This window comes from Streptomyces sp. NPDC020299, from assembly GCF_044387825.1.
In the GTDB taxonomy this organism is placed as follows: Bacteria; Actinomycetota; Actinomycetes; order Streptomycetales; family Streptomycetaceae; genus Streptomyces.
Genome location: NZ_JBIRWL010000004.1, coordinates 62,059 through 79,418, shown reverse-complemented (window position 1 = coordinate 79,418; position 17,360 = coordinate 62,059). Strand labels below are relative to the sequence as shown.

Genomic DNA, 17,360 nt, shown 5'->3' with positions numbered 1-17,360 from the left:
TGGTGTCAGTGCCGGGCGAACTGGACCCGGGTCGCCTGCACGGCGTCCGGGCGGATCGCTATCCCGCTGACCGTCAACTGCTCCCCGTAAATGTCGGTGAGCCGGAGCGCGCCGCCGCAGCCGGTGCCGCTCTCGGAGAGGAAGTAGTTGTAGGTCTCGCGGGTCAGTTGGCGCCAGCCGCTGCCCGTGCTGACCTCGAGGCGGGCCAGCGGGTTGCGGTGGCCGATCGCCTGGATGCCGCACCAGTTGGCACTGGAGCCGGTCTTGTAGCGGATCGAGACCGTGTCGGAGGTGCTGGGGCTCAGCAGGCTCCAGGTGACCGGGATGCGGCCGGCGTTGAGGGCGGCGAGCTTCGCGAAGGCCTGCTCGCTGAGGTCGAGCGCCCCGGGTGCGCACTCGGGGCATTCGTTGGTGACCCGCACCGTGACGGAGGCGCCGCCCGCGCGGACGCTGATGTACGCCCCGCACGCCTTGGACGCCTCGTAGTCGGTGTGGTTCATCGCCACGATCATCAGGTCGGAGGTCGGGCCGTACGTGCAGGCGCCGTTGCCGTCCGCCGCGTCGTAGTGGGTGGCGACCCCGGTGTAGGTGACCCCTGGCTTGATCCGTCCCGCCAGCGGGGCTGCCCCGGAGGCCGGCCGTGCGTTGGTCACGGGAGTGTGGGCGGGCGAGGGCCGCGCCGATGAGGTGTGTGCCTTGGTCGGCTTCGGGGTGGTCTTGGTGGGCTTCGGCGTCGGGGACGCCGTGGACGGCTTCGGAGACGGTGTCGGCGTCGTGGGCGGGACGCTCGTCTGCCGGGTGCTCGCGGCGGGTGTGGCCGCGGCTGCCACGGTGTGCGCACTGCCGTCGGGGCGGAGCACCATCACCAGGGATACGAGAAGTCCCACGGCTGCCACGGCGACGGCGGAGACCAGGGCTGTGCGTCGCCTGGGGACGGAGCGGCGATGGGAGGAGGATGCCACGGTGAGTCCTTTGAGTCCTTCGGGTCCGCACACGGGTACGCGTGAACGTGTGCCTTTGACTCACCAGTGGTCGCAGGGGCGGAAAAGGTTGCCGGGGATCCGGTCCTCAGGGCCGCCTGGGCACGTGGCGGAGAAAGCGGGCCCAGACGGACGGGGAGAGTTCCCAACCGTTCGAATAACCCTTCGAGAGAGCGCTGTTACCGCTGCTACCGTCCTGTCCGTGGCGAAACTCAATCAGATCATCGCAGTCGAGAAGGGCGTCAAGTCCAAGGCCCATCAGGACCTGACGGCCGCACACCACGGCCTGCAGAAGCCTGCCCTGCTCGCCGGTATCTCGCGGACGTACCAGCCGAAGGACGAGGAGGGCGAGCAGTTGCCGCCCGAGTCGACGCGGGTGCAGGTGCAGGCCGAGGACGTGCTGCGGCAGACGGCGGCGACACTCACCCGGCTGTTCGACGTGACCGCCACCAAGGACTGGGCCAACTGCGCCGCCCGCGCGGACGTGAAGGTGGACGGGCGGGTGCTGCTCGCCGACGTGCCGGTGGCCTACCTGCTGTTCCTCGAGAAGCAGCTCGTGGACCTCAACACCTTCGTGCGGAAGCTGCCCGTCCTCGACGCCTCCGAGTCCTGGGTGCAGGACCCGTCCACGGACGCGTGGAAGACCGAGCCCGTGCGGACGCTGCGCACCAAGAAGGTGCCGCGCAACCACGTGAAGGCGGAGGCGACGGACAAGCACCCGGCGCAGGTCGAGGTGTACTACGAGGACGTGCCGGTCGGGTACTGGACCACCGTGAAGTTCTCCGGCGCCCTCCCCGCCCGGCGCGTGAACGAGATACTCGACCGCGTCGAGAAGCTCCAGCAGGCCGTGAAGTTCGCCCGGGAGGAGGCGAACGGCGTGGAGGTCGTCGACCAGCGGACCGGAGACGCCGTGTTCGGTTACCTGTTCGGGTAATCTCAGAGACTCCCCGGCCCTCCGTGGCCGGGGTGCGCGAGGAGCGCAAGCTGAAGCTGAGGCTTGTCGTGATGAGCGGCCGTACCCGCCAAAGAATTCAGGGCCGGACCGCGTTCAATCTCAGACTCTCGCTCCAGACTCAGCATTCGCCGCCGATCGCCGGATCGACCGGGCCCAGGCCCCAGCACGTCGAAATGCTGGTTCAAGTCCAGCCCGCGCAGCTCGATGCGCGGTGGTCCAAAGGCAGGACGCGGCGACATAACGACTGACCTGGACTCTCAAGCGTGCCGGCGTGCCGATATGGGCGGCCTTTCAGGACCCGGGGGCAGGCTACGCCCCCGGGTCCGCTTACCTGTGCGCGCGGCCCACGGAATTGCGTTCATAAAGAACACGGCTCCCCGGCCATCCGTCACACCGCCGAAACACATACGCCCCGTCCCGCACGGGAACACGATTAGGGTTGCAGTACCGAGCAGCCCCGGCCACCGTCGCCCGAAGGCACACCCCCGCCCTCGTCCGCACAGGAGCCCAGTGACCCGCGTCTCCCTCGCCCTGCCTCCGTGGCTCGCCCACGCCTTCCGCGCCCAGCGGGGACCCGTCCCCTGGAGCGCGGTCACGAGGGGTGCGCTGTCCGCCGGTCCGCTGCTCCTCGTCGCCGTGCTCACCGACCGTGTCTCCCTCGGCATCGTCGCCGCCATCGCCGCCATGCTGGCCGGGACCAACGACCGGCCGGGCAGCCGACGCGCCTCGGTCAAGCGGATCGGGGTGCCCGCGCTGGCCGGGTCGGCGGGGCTGCTGGCGGGGACGTACAGCGGGCAGCACCTGGCAGCCGTACCGCTGACGCTGCTGCTCACCGGGCTCGGCCTGGTCGCGGGCGGCGCGGTCGCCGTCGGGCCCGCGGCCAGCGCCGCCGGTTCGCAGCTGCTGGTCGGCGCCGCCATCGGCGCCGGGATGCCACTGCCCGAACCGGGCTGGCTGCGGGCCCTCGCCTGGCTCGCCGGAGCGGGCTGGCTGCTCGCGCTGCGGCTGGCGCTGCCCACGCCCGGCTCCCTCGCCGGTGACTTCCGCTTCGACGGGGAGCGGGACGCCGTCGCCGGGGTGTACGACGCGATCGCCGAGCTGCTCGACGCGGTGGGGACCGACGCCGCCCTGGCCCGCCGGGCCGCGCTGACCGCCGCCCTCGACCACGCGCAGGACGCCCTCGCCGGGCCCCGGCTGCGACGCCACGCCAGCTCGGCGACCGAGCGCCGGCTGCACGCCCAGTACACCGCCGCGCTGCCCCTCGCCGAGGCCGCGACCGCCCTCGCGTGGGGCGGGGAGGCCGTCGGCGAGCGTGCCTCGGAGGGGCCCCGGCGGCTCGGCGGCGCCGTACGCGACAACAGCGCCACCGGCCCGCTGCCCGCGCCCCACCGGTCCGCTCCCGCGCTGCGCGCCCTCGATGACGCCCTGCTGCGGGCCGCCGAGACCTTCGACCGGGCCGAGGACGCGGAGCAGCGGCTGTACACCCGCCGCCGCACCGCGCGGGACCTGCTCCGCGCCGCCCTCGGGAGCGGTGGACGGGAGTACGCCCTGAGGGTCGCCCTCAGCTTCGGAGCCAGCGTGGCCATCGCCCAGGCCCTCCACCACGCCCGCTGGTACGGGCACGAACACTGGTACTGGCTGCCGGTCACGGCCGTGTGGCTCGTCAAGCCCGACCTCGGGCCGCTCGCGTCCAGGGTGCTGTCCCGGGCCGCGGGAACCGTGCTGGGCGCCCTTGTCTTCGCCGGGTTCGCCGCCGTACTGCCCCGGCCCGAGGGACTCGTCGCGCTCGTGACCGTCTGCGGGGCTCTCATCCCCGTCGCCGCCCGGCACTTCGCCGCCCAGACCGCCGTCATCACCCTGCTCGTGCTCGCCCTCGTCATGGTCGGCGGGGAACCGCAGGCCTCCGCGGGGCGGATCGGCGAGACGCTGCTGGCCTGCGCCCTGGTGCTGATCGTCGGGCACCTGCCGATGCCGGGGGCGCGCGGCGCGGGCGTACGGCAGCGGCTCGCGACGGCCGAACACGCCGCGCACGCCTACCTCGCCCATGTGCTCAGCGAGTCCGACGACCACGCCGAACGGTGGGACCTGCGCCGCGAGGCCTACCGCACACTCGCCGAGGCACGCACCGCCATCGCCCTCTCGGCGGCCGAGCTGCCCGCCCTCGCCCGTCACACGGAGGGCACGGACAGCGTCGCCGCCGTCCTCGAACGGCTCGTCGACACGACCACGGCGAGCGCCGTGCATCTCGACGAGACCGGTCACCTGACCCCGGAGCAGACCCGGATCCTCACGGAACTCGTCGGCGATCGTGCGGTGAGTGCCGAATCCAACACGTTCGGTGTTTTCGATGCCGCAAAGTGCACGGACTCTCACCTACCGCAGTGAACAGGTGTCAACAATGTCTCAGTCCCGTCACCGACCGAGCCCTTTTCCCTTTCCAGAGCGTTAACTCCTTTACGGAGTACGACGCATTTCTGGAGGTGGAGGATGGTGAACGGGCGAACGGTGCTCGAACGCTTTCCCGCCGGTGGTCCGCGCGGATCGTGGCCGGCCGAGGAGTTCGCGCACGCGCGGCGTCTCGAAGGGCTGCCCGCGGAGGTCGTCATGGATCTCGCGACCGACACGTTCCTGGTGATCGTCCGGGGTGCCGACGGCGCCGAATGAGCGGCGAGCGAGCGGCGAACGAGCGGGTTCAGCCCGGTTTCGGGGCAGGCAGCTTCGCCGTGAACTGTTCCGCCTGGAGCGCGTACAGCTCCGCGTAGAGGCCGCCGGTGGCCAGCAGCTCGTCCGGGGCGCCCGACTCCACGAGCCGGCCCTGGTCGAGGACGTGCACCACGTCGGCGTGGCGCACCGACGCCAGCCGGTGGGTGATCAGTACGACGGTCTGGCCGCTGCCCGCCAGCGCGCGGATCCGCTCGAAGACCTCCAGCTCGGCCCGGGCGTCCAGGGCCGCGGTCGGCTCGTCCACGATCAGGATCCGGCCGCGCCGGTACGCGGCCCTGGCGATGCCCAGCCGCTGCCACTGGCCGCCGGACAGCTCGTGCCCGCCGCTGAAGTTGCGGGCCAGCAGGGTGTCCAGGCCGCGGGGCAGGTCCGCGACCACCTCCTGCGCGCCGGCGTCCTCGACGGCGTCGGCCAGGCGTTCCTCGGTGAGGGGCGCGGAGGAACGGCCGACGGCGACGTTGACCCTGGCCGTGAAGGGCCAGCGCTTGAAGTCCTGCGCGACCATCGCGATGCGCTCGGCCAGTTGGCGCCGGTCGGCCCGCGCCGCGTCCACGCCGTCCCACAGGATCCGGCCCCGGTCCGGCTTGTAGAGGCCCGCGAGCAGCTTGACCAGGGTCGTCTTGCCCGAACCGTTCTCGCCCACCAGTGCCACGATCCGGCCCAGCGGGAGGGAGAGCGTGACGTCGTCCAGGGCGGGGCGGCTGGACTCGCCCGGGTAGCGGAAGGTGACGTTCTCGAAGCGGATCTCGCGCGGATCCTCGGGCAGGGCCTCCCCGCCGACCGGGATGGCACGCTCGGCCGCCTCGGTGTACAGCCGCTGCAGGTCGCCGACGAACAGGGCCTCCTCGTGCAGCGTGTTGATCTCCAGCACCAGCGTGTCCAGGCTCGACGAGCCGGTGCGGATCGCGATCACGGCGGTGCCCGCCACGGACAGCGCCATCGCGCCGGACAGCAGCAGCCCGCCGAGTGTCGCGTACGTCGCCACCGTCGCCAGGCCCGTCCACGCCGCCGCGATCAGACCCGTACGGGCCGCGAGCCGGGACAGCCGCTCCTGCTCCGCCTCCGCGCTCTCCGACATCGCCCGGAAGTGCCGTAGCAGGAACGGGCCGACGCCGTGCACGCGGATCTCCGGGGCGGCCTCCGGTTCGGTGAGCAGGCTGCTGATCAGATGCCCGGCGCGGGCGTGCTGCACCCAGGTGTGGAAGGACTCGTAGCGCCGCCGGGCGATGGTCAGCGCGCCCCAGGCGCTCGGCAGGGTCATCGTGATCAGCAGCGGGAGCAGAGCCGGGTGCAGCACGGTCAGCACGCCGGCCGCCGCGATCAGCGAGATCATCGCGTTGATCACACGAGTGCCGTACGCGATCATGCGGCGCGCCGACGACGCCCCGTACTGAGCGGTGTCCAGCAGCTTGTGAAAGGCATGGTCCTCGATCGCGGCCAGCTCCACGGCCGCGGCCCGCTCCAGGTACAGCTCGGTGGCCACCCGCTCCACCTTCGGCTCCAGCCGCCCGGTCGCGTACGTCGACGCCGCGCCCAGCAGCGTGGTGACCAACGCCACCCCGGCCATGACGACCAGGGCGGGTGCGGCGCCGCGCAGCCGCTCCTCCAGCGCGCCGCCGCCGATCAGCCGCCCCAGCACGCTGTTCACCGCCAGCAGACTCACCGCCTGCGCCACACCCCGCCCCGCCTCGGCCGCCAGCACGCTCCGGGCCGCGCTCCGGTCGGCCTCCCGGGCCAGCCGGAAGCTGCACGCGAGCATGCCGGGCAGCCGGGCCACCATGGCCCGGAAGCCCAACTCCAGGAAGGCGTCCGTGTGCTGGTTCCACCCCATGTCATAACGCAGCGGCCCCCCGAACAGCAGCCGCTCCGACTCGGACACCTCACCCACAGCCGACCTCCCCCGAGCCATGACCGAACGGCCACTATCCCGGGGACGAAGGCCCACGGGGCAGGGCGCGAGCCACATCACTGGGGTCGCGCGGGCGTACGCGGGAATTCAGTCCATCCGACGTTCGAGCCGCGGGCCTGAAAATTCAGCCCCTCCGGCGTTTGAGGAGCGGGGTCTGGGGCGGAGCCCCAGGCGGGGTCGAAGGGGCGCAGCCCCTGGAGGACGGGAAGGGTAGGGGCGGCGGGGGCGAAACCCTTCCCGGACCAGCCCCGGCACCGCCCAGCCCACCCCTCGCCCAACGGCGGAGCGTTACGCGCTCACGGACCGCGACCAGTCCGGCGTGATCCCCATGACCCGGCACAGCGCCACGTACAGCGGAATCGGCGGAGTGTACGGAACCGTACCCTCCGGCCGGTGAATAAGGCGCGCGCCCCGAGGAACCGGCGCCCCGGTGGCATAGTGCGCGGGCGCAGGCCATGACAGGGCGTAGTCGGAGTCGGCCGGCACGATCCACCACCAGTGCGCGCCATCGGTATACACGCACCCCACCCGCGGCAGCCGAGGCACGATCACCGGCCCGAAGCGGGCAGGCACGGCCACGGCGTCGCAGCCCAGCGGGGCCGTCATCCCGTCGGGGACGGCCGGCAGCAGAGTGTTCCCGGCACTCCCCGAGGGCCCCTGCTCACGCCGGATGCGCACCAGCGTGTCCAGACCCATCGCCTGCCCGGCCCGAGGCGCGCCGGTCACGGCCTGCCCCACGTCCGGTCCCGCTCGCGCGGAATCCTTCCGAAGCCCAGGGCACCCGAGTCATGCAGGGCCGTGGCCTGCTCGTCCGCACCCGGCCCGCGCCCGGAGTCGCGCCCCGTACCGTGCGGCGCCGCCGGCTTGGACCGCGCACCCCACCCGAGGTCACTGCGCGGCTCGTCCACGTCCTCGTGCGGCACGTCACCCAAGCGCGACAGCTCGGCCCAGACCAGCAGGCCGGACCCGAGCTCCTGCGCACCCCAGGCCCGGCACATGGCGTCGACGAGAAGCAATCCCCTCCCGTGCTCCTCATCGGGCCGCTGCGGGGACGGGTGGGGCTCACCAGGGGCACAGCCCTCGTCCTGCACGGCAATGCGCACGGTGTCGTCGTGATCGTGCAGCTCACACACCACGCGACTGCTCGCGGTGTGCACGATCGCGTTGGTGACCAGCTCGGATATCACCAGTGCCGCGGTGTCACAGGTGTCCGCGCAGACCTGCCAGCCCGTCAGCCGGGCGCGCGCCAGACGTCTCGCCTGTGCGGGCGAACCCGGATGTGCGGCCAGCTCGAAGCGGAACCGGCGCCCGGCAGCGCCCCCACCTGGGGCGACTCCCGTGGCGGCACCGAGACCGAAACGGCCTGCGGCGGCGTCTGTTCCTAAGGGCGCGGACGGAATCACGCTTGCCACTATCTCCCCGCCGTGAACACTTGGCAAGTGTCACTCTGAAAATTGCAGAGTGCTGTGTGACTCGGTTGGACGCCGTGGCACACTGCTCGCAACAGCACGTTGAGCGGCGCCAGTTGGGATCGGCGAGGATCCACATGATCTTCGAACGTGATTTCGAATGGCGCCGTAGGTCTGTCAGTTGCATGTCGACCGAATGTCAGCTGATGTCAATTGATGTCAGCGGAATATCCGTTGAACCATGTTTGAGCCGTATTCGTCCGTGGAGGTGGGAGCGTGAGCGAGCCACGGTCCGCGCCGACGGTGGGCCAGGTGGTCCTCGGTCGGCGCCTGCTGGACCTGCGGGAACGCGCCGGGCTCAAGCGGGAGGAGGCCGCCCGGATCCTCCGCGTCGCCCCCGCCACCGTCCGCCGCATGGAGATGGCCGAGGTCAGCCTCAAGATCCCGTACCTCCAACTGCTCCTCAAGGCCTACGGAGTCTGCGACGAGGAGGCCGAGGCCTTCGTCCAACTGGCCGAGGACGCCAACAAACCCGGCTGGTGGCAGCGGTTCCACGACATCCTGCCGGGCTGGTTCTCGATGTACGTCAGCCTGGAGGGCGCGGCGAGCCTCATCCGGTCGTACGAACCGCACTTCGTGCCCGGCCTGTTCCAGACCGAGGACTACGCGCGCGGGGTTCTGAAATCTGGCGCCATCGGACAGACCCGCCCCGAGGACATCGAGCGGCACGTCGCGCTGCGCATGGAACGCCAGCAACTGCTCACCCGTTCCGACGCGCCCCGGTTGTGGGCCGTCATGGACGAGACGGCCCTGCGCCGTCCGGTCGGCGGCCCGGAGGTGATGCGCGCGCAGTTCGACAGGCTGATCGAGGCCACGGAGCTGCCCAACGTGACGCTCCAGGTCGCCCCGTTCGCCAACGGGCCACACCCCGGTACGTACGGGCCCTTCGTGCTGTTCCGATTCGCCATGCCCGAACTTCCGGACATGGTCTACAGCGAGTACCTGACCGGCGCGGTCTACCTGGACGCGCGTACCGAGGTGGCGACCCACCTCGAGGTCATGGACCGCATGGCGGCGCAGGCCGCTACGGCACAACGCACGAAGGAGATCCTCCGGGATCTCCGCAAGGAGCTGTGAATGGATCGCATCAAGCCGCGCAGTCGCGTCTACAACGGTATGCCCGCGGGGGAGTTGGGCAGCGAGGGGTGGCACAAGCCCTGGAGCGGCGGCAACGGCGGAAACTGCCTGGAGGCGATGAAGCTCGCCGACGGCCGGATCGCCGTACGCCAGTCGACCGACCCGGACGGTCCGGCGCTGATCTACACCACGGACGAGATGACCGCCTTCATCGAGGGCGCCAAGGCGGGGGAGGCCGACTTCCTCCTGTCCTGACCACCTGTTGTTTTTCTGCCACTTGCTGAACTTCGCTGCACATCGCTGAACCTTCCCTTCGGGTAATGACTTGAACCTCTTACGGAGTGCCTCATGACCGGGCAGGACCCCACGGCCGCCACCCAGATCGACACCAGCAGGCCACACCCCGCGCGCATGTACGACTGGTATCTCGGCGGCAAGGACAACTACCCCGTCGACGAGGAGATGGGCCGGCAGATGCTGGCCCTCGACCCCAGGGTGCCGGTGATGGCCCGGGTCAACCGCGCGTTCATGCACCGCGCCACACGCTGGCTCGCCCAGCAGGGCGTACGGCAGTTCCTGGACGTCGGCACCGGTATCCCGACCGAGCCGAACCTGCACCAGATAGCCCAGCGGGTGGCACCGGACTCCCGGATCGTCTACTGCGACAACGACCCGATCGTGCTGGCCCACGCGGCGGCCCTGCTGCGCGGCACACCCGAAGGGGCCACCGAGTACCTGCAGGCCGACGTGCGCGACCCGGCCGCCATCATCAAGGGCGCGAAGCAGGTCCTGGACCTCGACCGTCCCGTCGCGCTCTCGCTCGTCGCCCTGCTGCACTTCGTCTCCGACGAGGACGGCGCGCACGAGCTGGTCGACCGGCTGCTGTCCGAACTGCCCTCCGGCAGCTACCTGGTGATGACCCACGCCACCGCCGACTTCACCCCGGAGGAGTCCGCGGCGGCCACCGCCAAGCTCAAGGCGGCGGGCGTCACCCTGGCGCTGCGCTCCCGCGAGGAGTTCACCCGCTTCTTCACCGGCCTCGAACTGGCCGACCCCGGCGTCGAGATCGTCCACAAGTGGCACCCCGAGCTGGGCGACCCGGTCCCCGGGCAGGACGACGGGGTGATTCCGGGGTACGGGGCGGTGGCCCGCAAGGCATAACTCCCGGCCCCTTCCTTCCGGCCCCCTCCTCACGGCGGCGGCAGTACGGCACACAACGCGTCCACTGCCGCCGCGTACGCGTGCTCCGGTGGCGTCGCGTAACCCACGACGAGGCCGTCCCCGGCGGGCATGTCCGTCTCCGTTTCCGTCTCCGCGTCCGGGTGCCGGAACGCGCCGAGGCCGTCGAGGGCCACGCCGTGCCAGGCGGCGGCCTTGACCGCGGACGGCTCGCTGCCGGGCGGAAGCCGGAGCACCGCGTGCAGCCCGGCCGCGATGCCGGTGACCTCGATATGCGGGGCGTGCTCGGCGAGCGCCGCGACCAGCCGGTCCCTGCGGCGCCGGTAGCGCTGCCGCATGCGCCGCACATGACGGTCGTACGATCCCGAGACGACGAAATCGGCCAGGGCCAGCTGGTCCGGGACGCTCGCCCACGCCTCACGCTCACCCTTGGCCGCGAGCACGGCTTCGACGTACCGCTCCGGCAGGACCATCCACCCGAGCCGCAGCGCGGGCGACAGACTCTTGCTGACCGAGCCGATGTGGATCACCCGCTCGGGATCGAGGCCCTGGAGCGTGCCGACCGGCTTGCGGTCGTACCGGAACTCGCCGTCGTAGTCGTCCTCCACGATCACCCCGCCACGCGCGCGTGCCCAGTCGACGACGGCGGCCCGGCGCTCCGCGTGCAGCGGGCCCCCGGTCGGGAACTGGTGCGCGGGCGTGAGCAGCACGGCCCGTTCGCGCCCCAACCGGTCCACCCGCGCACCGTGTTCGTCGAGGGGGAGCGGCACGGTCCGCACACCGGCCGTCGCGAGCACGTGCCGGTGGAAATCCAGGCCGTACGCCTCCACCGCCAGCGGACCGCGCAGCACACCGCCGCCGGTCTGCCCCTGCCCGAAGAGCAGCCGGAGGGCGTGCGCGAAACCGGAGCAGACGACGATCCGGCCCGGCTCGGTGCGCACGCCACGCGCGCGTGCCAGATACTCCGCGAGCGCCTCCCGCAGTTCCGGTCGCCCGGCGGGATCCCCCGGCCCGAACGCCTCGCTGGGCGCGGCCTGGAGGGCCCGCCGGTACGACGCGCCCCAGGCCGCCCGGGGGAACGCGGACGCGTCGGGCGTGCCCTGCCGCAGGTCGTGCCGGGGTCCACGCGCGCGTGCGGGCACCTTCCGCGGCGTCCGTACGGCCGGCCGCAACGGCTCGGCCCGGTCGGCGACGCGCGTGCCCGAGCCCTGGCGGGCGGTCAGCCAGCCCTCCGCCACCAGTTCCGCGTACGCGTCGGCCACCGTGTTGCGGGCGACGCCCAGGTCGGCGGCGAGCGAGCGGTACGGCGGCAGCGGGGTGCCCGGAGCCAGTCTGCCGCCGCGCACGGCCTCGCGCAGCGCCCGGATCAGCGCGGCCCGCCGCCCGCCCGGCCCGGACAGCTCCGCCTGCAGGTCAAGATGCAGGTCCGAGCCGATCCGCTCCGCCAGATTGACCCATGATTCCGCCATGGAAATGCACCCTACAACTGGTCTTTCCGGCCCGTAGGTTGAAGGACATGACGACGAACACGACAGCTTCTGGACACTCCCGCCTCGACTTCGCGAAGTCCGCGCCGAAGGCCTTCCGCGCCCTCATCGGCTTCGACGCCGCCGCCCGCGAGGGCCTCGACCCCGCCCTGGTCGAGCTGATCCAGATCCGCAGCTCGCACCTCAACCACTGCGCCTACTGCCTGCACATGCACACCAACGACGCCCGCAAGGCAGGCGAGAGCGAGGACCGGCTGCACATGGTCGCCGTGTGGCGCGAGGCCCGCCACTTCTTCACCGAGAAGGAACAGGCCGCGCTCGCCCTCACGGAGGCGGTCACCCTCGTCGCCGACGACGGCGTCCCCGACGACGTCTACGCCCAGGCCGCGGCCCACTTCGACGAATCCGAACTGGCCCACGTACTCGCCCTGATCTTCGCGATCAACACCTGGAACCGGGTGGCCCTGTCGACGGCCAAGGTCGCGGGCACGGACGAGCGCCGCCGCTGACGCCGCGGGACAATCACACCGTCGCACGGTTCACACCCTCATGGGCCGGTCGTACGGCCCTATCGGCGCCGGCAGCCGCGAACTTCCCGTCAGATGACGGTCGACGGCCGCCGCCACCGCCCGCCCCTCCGCGATCGCCCACACGATGAGCGACTGCCCGCGCGCGGCGTCCCCGGCGGCGAACACACCGGGGACGTTGGTCGCGAACCCGGCGTCCCGGCTGATCGTGCCGCGCGGCTCCAGCGCCAGCCCCAACTGGTCGATCAGGCCGTCCCCGCGGTCGGGCCCGGAGAAACCGAGGGCCAGCAGGACGAGATCGGCGGGGATGTCCCGCCCGGTGCCGGGCAGCGGGCGGCGCAGCGCGTCCACCTCGACCAGGTGCAGCGACCGCACGTGACCGTCCGCGTCGCCGGTGAAACGCAGCGTCGAAGCGGCGAACAGCCGCGCGTCGGCCGTCGCGACCGGCGCGGTCTCCAGGTCACGCGCCTCCTCGTGCGCGGCCGACATCCGGTAGATCTTCGGATACGTCGGCCAGGGCTCGGTGTCCTCGTCGCGCTCGGCGCCCGGCTGGGCGTAGATGTCCAGCTGGGTGATGGACGCGGCCCGGTCCCGCACCGCCGTGCCCAGGCAGTCGGCGCCCGTGTCACCGCCGCCCACGATGACGACGTGCTTCCCGGCGGCCGACAGCGGCGACACCTCCAGGTCGCCCTCGCACACCCGGTCGGCCAGCGGAAGGTACTCCATCGCCTGGTGTATGCCGGCCAACTCCCGGCCCGGCACGTCCAGTTCCCGCCAGGCCGTGGCTCCCGTGGCGATGACCACGGCGTCGTACCGCGCGCGCAGCTCGGCCGCGTCGACGTCCCGCCCGACCGCCGTCGACGTGCGGAACTTGGTGCCCTCGGCACGCATCTGCTCCAGCCGCCGATCCAGATGCCGCTTCTCCATCTTGAACGCGGGGATGCCGTAGCGCATCAGCCCGCCCACCCGGTCGTCCCGCTCGTACACCGCCACGGTGTGCCCGGCCCGCGTCAGCTGCTGGGCCGCCGCCAGCCCCGTCGGACCCGAACCGATCACCGCGACGGTCCGCCCGGACAGCCGCTCCGGAGGCCTTGGCGGCGCGAAACCCTCCTCCCAGGCCCGGTCGGCGATCGCGCACTCGACGTTCTTGATGGTGACGGCCGGCTGGTTGATGGCGAGCACGCACCCCGCCTCGCACGGCGCCGGACACAGCCGCCCGGTGAACTCCGGGAAGTTGTTCGTGGCGTGCAACCGGTCGCTCGCCGCCCGCCAGTCCTCGCGCGAGACCAGATCGTTCCACTCGGGGATGAGGTTCCCCAGCGGGCAGGCGTCGTGGCAGAAAGGAACCCCGCAGTCCATGCAGCGGTCGGCCTGCTTGCTGATGATCGGCAGCAGGGCTCCCGGGACGTACACCTCGTCCCAGTCCTGGACGCGCTCCGCCACCGGCCTGCGCCGCCACTCCTGGCGGGGCGTCTTCATGAAACCCTTGGGATCGGCCATGGCCGTCTCCCTTGCTCGGGCGTGGGACGGGCCGTGCGTCATCGGGCGGCACACTCTTTCGGCCACTTTACGTCCCCTCCGCCCTGCCCGCAGAGGGGTGGACAGCGCTTTCTGCGGGGGTTCCTCAGCCGTCTGCGGTGGGCCGCTCAGGCGGGGGCCAGACTTCTCCGAGGCCTCCCCGAGGCACTCCCGAGACCTCCCTCAGGTGAGGGCCAGCACGTACACCAGCGCGGCGGCGGCCGAGGCGACCGTGCGGAGGTGGTTCCAGAAGGTCCACTCGCGCACATATCTCGGCCAGTAGGCGGCCGCTTCCGCGGTGCCCGGATCCAGCCGCAGCAGCGTCTCGTTGCGCGGCACGTTCGCCACGACGGTCAGCCCGAACGAGCCGAACAGATACAGCGCACTGCCCAGCAGCAGCTCCACCGTCCCGTCCTGCGGCCACAGCACGAAGGTCACCACGGCGATCACGGCACACAGCACCGCCGACCCCACGAACACGGTCATGAAGGCCGGTGTCACCGCCGCCACGTTGATCGCGTTCATCGCGGCGACGCCCTGCGCGGGCGGCAAGGCGGCGAGCCCCCTCATCACGAACGTCGAGAACGCGCAGAAGACCCCGGCCACCAGCCCGGTCCCCAGTACACCCAGCACGACCAGCACCAAGTACGGCCCGTGGATCATGCTCCGACCACCTCCCGCCTCGAATCGGGCGCCATCCCCGCCCGCCCACCCCGGCAGCGGCCCGCCATGGACCGACCGCACCGCCCCCATCTCGCCCATCTCGCCAGTCTCATCCCACCTCACTCATCTCGCTTATCACACCTATATCGCTTATCTCGCTCATCTCACCCGACTTCCATCCCGGCCGCGCGCCATCCGCTCAGCACCGTCTCCACGACCGCCGCGATCCGCCGTCGCGCCTCGTACCGCGGCACCCCGCTCATCAGCAGCTGGTCGTACGGCGTGTCCAGATGCCGTACGGACGCCACGACCGCCGAGACCACCGCCCCCTCGGTCAGTGCCCGCCCGGCCGCGCTCCGCCCGACCCGCCCGCTGCCGCGCAGGGAGGCGTGCAGGGCGATCGCCCGGGCCCGCTCGGCCGGACATGCCGGGAAGAGCCGCCGGACCTCCGCCGCGAACGCCTCCGCGAACCGCGTGTCCTCCACCGCCCTGCGCCGCGCGTCCCGAGCCCGGCGCCGGCGCCGCGCCTCCGCGTCCGCCAGGCACCGCTCCTCGGCCCGCCCCAGCGCCCCCTCCTCGACGAGGACGCCCTGCCGCTCGTAGCGGCTCCTGCGCCGGTTGAAGCGCACCACCACCGCCGACAGCGTGCTCTCCTCGCGCGACCTGCGCGTCAGCGCGGTGTCGCCGCGCGGCAGGAAGACCAGATGCCCCAGGTCCGCGCAGTCGAGACAGCGCGGCACGCCCCCCTCCAGCACGAGCAGTGACAGCGGCCCGCGCCGGCACGCGGCACAGCGTGTGCGCCGCAGCGGCTGGATGACGAGAAGTCCGGCGTGGAACGAGGTAGTTGCGGGTCGCACCATATTCGGTTTCTTCCCAGCGGCGCCCGGGCTGCCACGCCAAAGGGGTGGTGCCGCGCGGCATCATGGGCCCTGTGCGACTCGAAGCGATCACCTGGGACCGGATGGCCGAGCTGCTCGCCGACCGGCTGGCCGAGCTGAAGCCCGCCGACGGCGGCTCCTGGCCACGCGTCGCCTTCGACGGGGCCCCGGCGGCCCGGCCGGAAGACCTCGCCGAACGCGTCGTGCAGGCCCTGCGGGTACGCGGTCGCCCCTCGCTGGTGGTGGGGACGGAGGGCTTCCTGCGCCCGGCATCGCTGCGGCTTGAGCACGGCCGACGGGACGTGGAGTCGTACTACAGCGGATGGTTCGACACCGGCGCCCTGTGGCGCGAGGTCTTCGGCCCGCTCGAAGCCGACGGCACCGGCCGTGTCCTGCCCGACCTGTGGGACCCCGCCACCGACCGGGCCACCCGCAGCCCCCACGTCCAGCTCCCGCCCGGGGGCCTCCTGCTGCTGCACGGCCCCCTCCTCCTGCGCCACTGGTTCCCTTTCGACCTGACCGTCCACGTCCTCCTCTCACCGGGCGCCCTGCGGCGCCGCACCCCCGAGACCGACCACTGGACGCTCCCCGCCTTCGAGCGCTACACGGCCGAGACCGACCCCGCCGAGACCGCCGACGTCCTGGTACGCGCCGACGACCCCCGGCATCCGGCGTGGAACGGCTGACCGGTGCGTCAGCCTCTCGGCCCCACCGGCCCGGCGGCCGGGGTCAGAGCCAGCCGTTGCGCCGGAAGCCGCGGTACAGCGCCAGACACGCCACGGATATGACCCCGATGACGAGCGGATAGCCGAACCGCCAGTGCAGCTCCGGCATGTGATCGAAGTTCATGCCGTACACCCCGCACACCATCGTCGGCACGGCGATCACCGCCGCCCATGCAGTGATCTTGCGCATGTCCTCGTTCTGGGCGACCGTCACCTGCGCGAGGTGGGCCTGAAGAATGGAGTTGAGCAGTTCGTCGAAGGCCGCGATCTGCTCCTTGGCCCGCATCAGATGGTCGAGCACGTCACGGAAGTAGGCCTGTATCTCCGGCGCGATCACCCGGATCGGCTTGGTCGCGAGGTCCTCCATCGGACGGCCGAGGGGCGCCACGGCCCGCTTGAGCTCGAGGAGTTCACGCTTCATCTGGTATATGCGGCCGGGATCCACCCGCGCACCGTTCTCCGCGAACACATCCGTCTCGACCTGGTCGATGTCGGCCTGCACCGAGTCCGTGACGGTCAGATAGTCGTCGACCACATGGTCCGCGATCGCGTGCAGCACCGCCGCCGGCCCCTTGGCGAGCTGCTTCGGATCCGACTCCAGCTCCTCGCGCAGCGGACCCAGGGAGCCGTGCATCCCGTGCCGCACCGTGACCACGAAGTCGTGGCCCACGAACACCATGATCTCGCCGGTGTTCACCACCTCGCTCGTCGCGGTCAGTTGCTCGTGCTCGACATAGCAGACCGTCTTGAACACCGCGAACAGCGTTTCGTCGTACCGCTCCAGCTTCGGCCGCTGATGGGCCTCGACCGCGTCCTCGACCGCCAGCGGGTGCAGGTCGAACAACTCGGCGAGGCCCGCGAACTCGCGGTCCGTCGGCTCGTGCAGCCCCAGCCAGACGAAGCCGTCGCCGCTCTTGCGCACCCGCTCCACGATGTCCACCAGATCGCCGTCCTCGGGGACCCGGACGCCGTCCTGGTACGTCACGCAGTTCACCACGGAGGAGCCCAGCGGGGAGCGCGCGGGATGACTCAGGTCGACCTTCGGCCGCCGCCGGGCCAGCCGCGCCACCCGGCGCAGACCGCCGACCCTGCCGAGGCCCGTGACCTTCCGCAGATTCCCTGCCATGGACATCTGGATCTCCTTGCGTGGATCTCCTCGCGTAACGCTTCCGCGCCTTGCCGAGCCAGTTTGCCAGTCCTGCCCGATCAGCGGGTAAGCCTGTGGAAACGATGGATTCCGCTTGGTTCCCGCCTGTGGACAAATCATTG

The 17,360-nt window shown here is 71.7% G+C and carries 17 protein-coding genes; 8 read left to right on the top strand and 9 right to left on the bottom strand.

Translation table 11 applies throughout. The features are described 5' to 3' along the window. Positions 1-5: 5 nt before the first annotated feature. Complete coding sequence (locus ACH45E_RS11700; protein ID WP_361437151.1) at positions 6-962, bottom strand: expansin EXLX1 family cellulose-binding protein; 957 nt, start codon at positions 960-962, stop codon at positions 6-8. A gap of 220 nt (positions 963-1,182) precedes the next feature. Between ACH45E_RS11700 and ACH45E_RS11695 the strand changes: the two genes are divergently transcribed. From ACH45E_RS11695 to ACH45E_RS11685, 3 genes are all read left to right on the top strand, one after another. Then, positions 1,183-1,914 (top strand): hypothetical protein, encoded by a 732-nt coding sequence (locus ACH45E_RS11695; protein WP_361437148.1) that lies wholly within the window; start codon positions 1,183-1,185, stop codon positions 1,912-1,914. Positions 1,915-2,445: 531 nt separating this feature from the next. After that, complete coding sequence (locus ACH45E_RS11690; protein ID WP_361437145.1) at positions 2,446-4,320, top strand: FUSC family protein; 1,875 nt, start codon at positions 2,446-2,448, stop codon at positions 4,318-4,320. Positions 4,321-4,422: 102 nt separating this feature from the next. Beyond that, positions 4,423-4,599, top strand: coding sequence for a hypothetical protein (locus ACH45E_RS11685; RefSeq protein WP_361437143.1), 177 nt, complete (start codon positions 4,423-4,425; stop codon positions 4,597-4,599). A gap of 28 nt (positions 4,600-4,627) precedes the next feature. Here ACH45E_RS11685 and ACH45E_RS11680 read toward each other — a convergent pair whose 3' ends face one another. The 3 genes from ACH45E_RS11680 to ACH45E_RS11670 all read right to left on the bottom strand — a co-directional run bounded on the left by ACH45E_RS11680 (position 4,628) and on the right by ACH45E_RS11670 (position 7,971). Further along, positions 4,628-6,568, bottom strand: coding sequence for an ABC transporter ATP-binding protein (locus tag ACH45E_RS11680; protein WP_361437140.1), 1,941 nt, complete (start codon positions 6,566-6,568; stop codon positions 4,628-4,630). A 288-nt stretch (positions 6,569-6,856) separates the two neighbouring features. Continuing rightward, on the bottom strand, positions 6,857-7,264 hold the full coding sequence (locus tag ACH45E_RS11675; RefSeq protein WP_361438192.1) for a hypothetical protein: 408 nt from the start codon (positions 7,262-7,264) through the stop codon (positions 6,857-6,859). A gap of 26 nt (positions 7,265-7,290) precedes the next feature. After that, entirely contained in the window at positions 7,291-7,971 is a 681-nt protein-coding gene (locus tag ACH45E_RS11670) for an ATP-binding protein (RefSeq protein ID WP_399040509.1), read from the bottom strand. Positions 7,972-8,253: 282 nt separating this feature from the next. Between ACH45E_RS11670 and ACH45E_RS11665 the strand changes: the two genes are divergently transcribed. The 3 genes from ACH45E_RS11665 (at position 8,254) to ACH45E_RS11655 (ending at position 10,275) form a co-directional block, all read left to right on the top strand. After that, the gene (locus ACH45E_RS11665) at positions 8,254-9,114 is read left to right on the top strand and encodes a helix-turn-helix transcriptional regulator (RefSeq protein WP_361437136.1); all 861 of its coding nucleotides are present in this window, start codon (positions 8,254-8,256) and stop codon (positions 9,112-9,114) included. Continuing rightward, on the top strand, positions 9,115-9,369 hold the full coding sequence (locus ACH45E_RS11660) for a DUF397 domain-containing protein (protein ID WP_361437133.1): 255 nt from the start codon (positions 9,115-9,117) through the stop codon (positions 9,367-9,369). Positions 9,370-9,462: 93 nt separating this feature from the next. Beyond that, on the top strand, positions 9,463-10,275 hold the full coding sequence (locus ACH45E_RS11655; RefSeq protein ID WP_361437131.1) for an SAM-dependent methyltransferase: 813 nt from the start codon (positions 9,463-9,465) through the stop codon (positions 10,273-10,275). 29 nt (positions 10,276-10,304) lie between these two features. Here ACH45E_RS11655 and ACH45E_RS11650 read toward each other — a convergent pair whose 3' ends face one another. Next, the gene (locus tag ACH45E_RS11650) at positions 10,305-11,762 is read right to left on the bottom strand and encodes a PLP-dependent aminotransferase family protein (protein ID WP_361437129.1); all 1,458 of its coding nucleotides are present in this window, start codon (positions 11,760-11,762) and stop codon (positions 10,305-10,307) included. A gap of 47 nt (positions 11,763-11,809) precedes the next feature. Between ACH45E_RS11650 and ACH45E_RS11645 the strand changes: the two genes are divergently transcribed. Continuing rightward, positions 11,810-12,289 (top strand): carboxymuconolactone decarboxylase family protein, encoded by a 480-nt coding sequence (locus ACH45E_RS11645; RefSeq protein WP_361437126.1) that lies wholly within the window; start codon positions 11,810-11,812, stop codon positions 12,287-12,289. A gap of 30 nt (positions 12,290-12,319) precedes the next feature. Here the strand turns inward: ACH45E_RS11645 and ACH45E_RS11640 are convergent, their stop codons facing one another. From ACH45E_RS11640 to ACH45E_RS11630, 3 genes are all read right to left on the bottom strand, one after another. Further along, entirely contained in the window at positions 12,320-13,807 is a 1,488-nt protein-coding gene (locus tag ACH45E_RS11640; protein ID WP_361437124.1) for a glutamate synthase subunit beta, read from the bottom strand. 201 nt (positions 13,808-14,008) lie between these two features. Further along, positions 14,009-14,488 (bottom strand): anthrone oxygenase family protein, encoded by a 480-nt coding sequence (locus ACH45E_RS11635; RefSeq protein WP_361437122.1) that lies wholly within the window; start codon positions 14,486-14,488, stop codon positions 14,009-14,011. Between the two features lie 164 nt (positions 14,489-14,652). After that, positions 14,653-15,348, bottom strand: coding sequence for a DUF2293 domain-containing protein (locus ACH45E_RS11630; protein WP_361437119.1), 696 nt, complete (start codon positions 15,346-15,348; stop codon positions 14,653-14,655). Positions 15,349-15,410: 62 nt separating this feature from the next. On the opposite strand from ACH45E_RS11630, the gene ACH45E_RS11625 reads away from it, so the two are divergent. Further along, on the top strand, positions 15,411-16,052 hold the full coding sequence (locus ACH45E_RS11625) for a uridine kinase (RefSeq protein ID WP_361437117.1): 642 nt from the start codon (positions 15,411-15,413) through the stop codon (positions 16,050-16,052). 43 nt (positions 16,053-16,095) lie between these two features. Here ACH45E_RS11625 and ACH45E_RS11620 read toward each other — a convergent pair whose 3' ends face one another. Further along, entirely contained in the window at positions 16,096-17,223 is a 1,128-nt protein-coding gene (locus ACH45E_RS11620) for a magnesium and cobalt transport protein CorA (RefSeq protein WP_361437115.1), read from the bottom strand. Positions 17,224-17,360: the final 137 nt, after the last annotated feature.